The organism is Micropruina sp. (assembly GCF_027492755.1).
In the GTDB taxonomy this organism is placed as follows: Bacteria; Actinomycetota; Actinomycetes; order Propionibacteriales; family Propionibacteriaceae; genus Micropruina.
In genome coordinates this window covers 1-4,548 of record NZ_JAPUED010000252.1, presented here as the reverse complement: position 1 = coordinate 4,548, position 4,548 = coordinate 1, and the positions used below count along the sequence as shown (strand labels likewise).

General features: G+C 70.4%; 5 protein-coding genes. 1 reads left to right on the top strand and 4 read right to left on the bottom strand.

What is annotated here, in order from left to right; translation table 11 throughout:
* Together Q0066_RS16965 and rimP are read right to left on the bottom strand one after the other, a co-directional pair.
* Positions 1–437, bottom strand: a 437-nt coding sequence (locus tag Q0066_RS16965; protein WP_298135138.1) for a NusA N-terminal domain-containing protein, incomplete at its 3' end; no start/stop codon positions are given.
* A 1-nt stretch (position 438) separates the two neighbouring features.
* Positions 439–915, bottom strand: a complete 477-nt coding sequence (gene rimP, locus Q0066_RS16960) for a ribosome maturation factor RimP (RefSeq protein WP_298135136.1) — start codon at positions 913–915, stop codon at positions 439–441.
* 81 nt (positions 916–996) lie between these two features.
* Here rimP and Q0066_RS16955 point away from each other — a divergent pair, with 81 nt between their 5' ends.
* A complete protein-coding gene (locus Q0066_RS16955; RefSeq protein ID WP_298135134.1) occupies positions 997–1,938 on the top strand; it encodes a DUF4439 domain-containing protein in 942 nt (313 codons plus the stop codon).
* 333 nt (positions 1,939–2,271) lie between these two features.
* Here the strand turns inward: Q0066_RS16955 and Q0066_RS16950 are convergent, their stop codons facing one another.
* Complete coding sequence (locus Q0066_RS16950; RefSeq protein ID WP_298135132.1) at positions 2,272–3,090, bottom strand: TSUP family transporter; 819 nt, start codon at positions 3,088–3,090, stop codon at positions 2,272–2,274.
* 49 nt (positions 3,091–3,139) lie between these two features.
* On the bottom strand, positions 3,140–4,548 hold a 1,409-nt coding region (gene proS, locus Q0066_RS16945; RefSeq protein WP_298135130.1), incomplete at its 5' end, for a proline--tRNA ligase.

The following is a 4,548-nucleotide window of genomic DNA, read 5'->3' as shown; positions in this document are numbered from 1 at the left end:
GGCACCTGCTCGGCCAGCGGCATGATCGCCTCGATGCTGCCCAGGTCGACCCGGACGGTGCGCGAATCGCGGTCCTGCTGGACGACGCCGACCAGGATGTCGCCCTCGACGGCGGAGAAGTGGCCGAACTTCTGGTCGTCCTCAGCCTGCCGGATGCGCTGGTAGATGACCTGGCGCGCAGTGGTGGCGGCGACCCGTCCGAAGCCCTCGGGGGTGTCGTCGTACTCGCCGATCTTCTCGCCCTCTTCGTCCAGCTCGGGCGCGAACACGGTGACGTGCCCGGTCTTCCGGTCGAGTTCCACCCGCGCACCGGGGACCGCGCCGTCGGTCTTCTCGTAGGCGTTCAGCATCGCGTCCTCGAGCGCACCGATGAGCACGTTCATCGGGATCTCGCGGTCACGCTCCAGTGCTCGGAGGGCTTCCATATCGATGTCCATGTCACTGTCCTTCGTCGTCGATGCTGCGGTTGAGTTCCACCTGGACCACGGCGCGGGTGATCGAGTCCAGGGCGAGCGGGTGCGGGGTGCCGGCCACGTCGAGGGTGACCTCGGTGTCGGTGGTGCCGGTGATCCGCCCGGTGATCTCGCCGTCGGCGGTGCTGGCGCTGATCAGCCGTCCGGTGTTGCGCCGGTAGTGCTTGGCCTCGGTCAGCGGCCGACTCACCCCGCGCGAGGAGACCTCGAGCGTCCAGGGACGGCTGCCCATCGCGGGTGCGTCGTCGAGTTCGCGGGAGATCGCACGGGTGGCGTCCGCGATCTCGTCGAGGGAGGGGCCGCGGCCCTGCGGACCATCGCCGTCGAGGAAGATCCTGACCACTCGGCGCTTGCCGGCCGGCAGCACCTCGACCCGGTCGACCTCAAGTCCACAGGAGGTGACGACGGGGGTCACCAGATCGGAGATGGTGGTTGGGTCCATGGGGTACTCCTCGATCCGGTTTTTCGGTGCAGTTGTGGCCGTGACGGCTGTCGGAGGAGTTTACCCGGTACCGTCGAGCCCGTGATCGGACGCCGGCTGCTGCTGCTCGGTGGTGTGGCGGCGCTGGCCGGCTGCACCGTCGGCGAGAACGTCCAGTGGCTGCCCTGGAACCCGCCCGAACCGCTGCCGGTGACCGTGCCGTCGGGCCTGACGGGTCGCCTCGCCCGCACCGACGCGCTGGCCGGGCACCTGCTGGGCCATGCCTCGGCGTGGGGTCTGAGCAGCGGCCGGGTCACGACGTTGGAGTGGTTCCGGAAGGCCACCGCCGAACACTTCCAGGTGATCGCCTCCAGCGATCCCGCCCGACGCCAACACTCCACCACGGTGCTGCCGAGCACGCCGTCCCCCACGCAACGGACGGCGTCCGCCACCCAAGCGGCGCTGAGCAAGGAGCTGGGCGCGCTGCGCGTCCTGCACCGGACGTCGGCGCAGCAGGCCGCCGGCCCGGCCGCGCTGCTGTGGGCGTCGCTGGCGGCATTCAGCGCGACCATGGCCGCGGTGCTCCCCACCGGCGTGGGGACGCTCGGCGACGACGGCACCGAGCGCACCCCCGACCTGACCGGAACCGGCGTCGACCAGGTGCTGCAGCTGGGCGCCCAGGCGGTGTACGGCTACGAGATGGCGCTGGCCGCACCGAAGCTCGGCACGGCCGACCAGGCCGCGCTGCGGGGCCGGCTGCAGCAATGGCAGACCTTCCGGCCGAAGGTGCTCACCGCGTCCCCGACGACCGAACTCACGGCCCCCTCGGTGGGCTACGACGTGCGTCCGGCCCGGGACGGCGCCTCGGCCCGGCTGATCGCCGTCCAGCTCGAAACGGCCGCGCTGCCCATGCTCGGCGCCTGGATCGCCGGGACGTCGTCCGCAGCGGAACGGCGGGTCGGCATCGACGCGCTCGCCGACAGCAACTCGGCCCTCGTCCGCTTCGGCGGCGCCGCCCTGCGCTGGCCCGGTTGGCCCGGCTGAGACGGCCGGAGATCCCGCCGTCCGCCGGGATGACGTGTCCCGGACCGGTACGGAGGGACGGTTCTTTTCGTCCCATTCGGATCAGCAACGCGGTACGCGGGGACGGTTCTTTTCGTCCCATTCCGACCACTGGCGGGCGTCTTTCGTCCACCCAAGCAGCGCGGAACGGAAAGAACCGTCCCCGGCGTACCAAAAGTGGAACGAAAAGAACCGTCCCCGGCGTACCAAAAGTGGAACGAAAAGAACCGTCCCCGCGTACCAGGAGTGGGACGAAAAGAACCGTCCCCGCGTACCAGGAGTGGGACGAAAAGAACCGTCCCCGCGTGCCACCGGCTAACCGACGTAGCTGAACCAGGTGTCCCAGGCGAGCTTGAGGGCGAGGGCGGAGACCACCAGCAGGAAGACCTTGCGGACGAAGGTGTTGCCCTGCTTCAGCGCCGTCCGGGCGCCCAGGAAGCCGCCGGTCAGGTTGGCGGCACCCATCAGCAGGCCCAGGCCCCACAGCAGGTTGCCGGTGAACGCGAAGGCGACGATCGCGGCGGCGTTGGTGGTCAGGTTCGCGAGCTTGGCCAGGGCGCTGGAGGCCAGGAAGTCGTGGCCGATGACCGAGACCAGGGCGATCACGAAGAAGGTGCCGGTGCCGGGCCCGATGAAGCCGTCCCAGGCGCCGACGACGAGGCCGATCGCCGCCATCCGCAGCCGGGCGTCGTTGCCGGTGTGCTTGACGTGGGCGTGCAAACCGAGATGCGGACGCCGCCAGGTGTACCAACCGACCCCGACCACGGCGGCCAGCACCAGGGGGGTGAAGTGTTGCCGGGGCAGGAAGTGGGTCAGCTGCGCACCCGCCGCCGAGCCGACCGCGGCCATCACCAGCAGCGGCCAGGCCAGCGACCAATTGACCCGGATCGAACGCAGGTAGGTGGCGCTGGCGGTCGCCGTCCCCAGGAACGAGGGCAGCTTGTTGGTGCCGGCGATCGTCGCCACCGGCACCTCGGACGGCAGCGCGATCAGCAGCGCGGGCAGCTGGATGAGTCCCCCGCCGCCGACCACGGCGTCCACCCAGCCGGCGACGAAGGACGCCGCCACCAGCAGCGCCAGGGTGAGCAGCGGCAACTCCAGGCCGGTGATCATCGCGGCCGCGGCGACGAGCACCCGACGACGCCGGCGCCGAGCGGCCGGAGCGGGCCCGAGCCGGACGCGATCACGAGCGCAGCAGCGCGATCAGTTCCTCAGCGGCGCCCTCGGCGTTCAGCTCGGTCCGCTCACCGCTGGCCCGATCGCGCACCTCGATCAGCCCGGACGCCAACCCGCGCCCGACCACCACGGTGGTGGGCATGCCCAGCATCTCGGCGTCGGTGAACTTCACCCCCGGGCTGGCCTTGCGGTCGTCCAGCAGCACCTCGATGCCGGCGGCCGACAACTCCAGCGCCAATCGTTCGGCGTAGTCGAACATCGCCGCGTCCTTGCCGGCCGGCACGATCTGGACGTCGTAGGGCGCCAGCGTGCGGGGCCAGGCCAGGCCGCGCTCGTCGCAGTGCGACTCGGCGACGGCCGCCACCGCACGGGAGACCCCGATGCCGTAGGAACCCATCGTGACGGTCACCAGCTTGCCGTTGGCGTTGAGCACCTTCAGGCCCAACGCGTCGGCGAATTTGCGGCCGAGCTGGAAGATGTGGCCCATCTCGATGCCGCGGGCCAGGCTGAGCGGGCCGGAGCCGTCCGGAGCCGGGTCGCCCTCACGGATCTCGGCGACATCGAGGACGCCGTCGGAACTGAAGTCGCGCTCGCAGACCAGGTCGTAGACGTGACGACCGGGCTCGTTGGCGCCGGTGATCCAGCGGGTGCCGGCCACCACGGCCGGGTCGGTGAGGTACATCACCTTGTCGGCGGGCGGTTCGTCGCCCTCGAATTCCCCCACACCCAGCGCCGCCGGGCCGATGTAGCCCTTCACCAGATCGGGGTAGGCCTCGAAGTCGGCCTCGCCGAACGGCTCCACCTCGGCGGGATGAACCGCAGCCTCGAGCCGCTTCATGTCCACCTCACGGTCGCCGGGCAGACCGATCGCCAGCGGCGTCCGGGTACCGTCCGGGCTGCGCAGCATGAACAGCACGTTCTTCAATGTGTCGGACGCCTCCCAGGGCCGGTCCGACCGGGGGAAGCGGGCGTTGCTGAGCGCCACCAGCGATTGGATGGTGGGGCTGTCCGGGGTGTCCTCGACGTGCGCGGCAGGCACGCCGGAGGCGTCCTGCACCTCGGCGAGCGGACGGACCACCGCCTCAACATTGGCGGCGTAGCCAGCGGGCGAACGGACGAAGGTGTCCTCGCCGGACTCGGCGATCGCCAGGAACTCCTCGGACGCCGACCCGCCCATCGCACCGGAAGTGGCCTTGACGATCACGAACTCCAGGCCGAGCCGGTTCATGATCGTGATGTAGGCGTCCCGGTGCGCCTGGTACGAGGCGTCCAGGCCGGCGTCGTCGACGTCGAAGGAGTAGGAGTCCTTCATCACGAACTCGCGACCGCGCAGGATGCCGGCCCGGGGCCGCGATTCGTCGCGGTACTTGGTCTGGATCTGGTACAGGCTCAGCGGCAGGTCCTTGTACGAGCTGT

What these genes read in the sequence shown, in the direction of transcription:
- rimP (WP_298135136.1), bottom strand. Translation starts at nt 915, where the DNA reads ATGGACCCAACCACCATCTCCGATCTGGTGACCCCCGTCGTCACCTCC.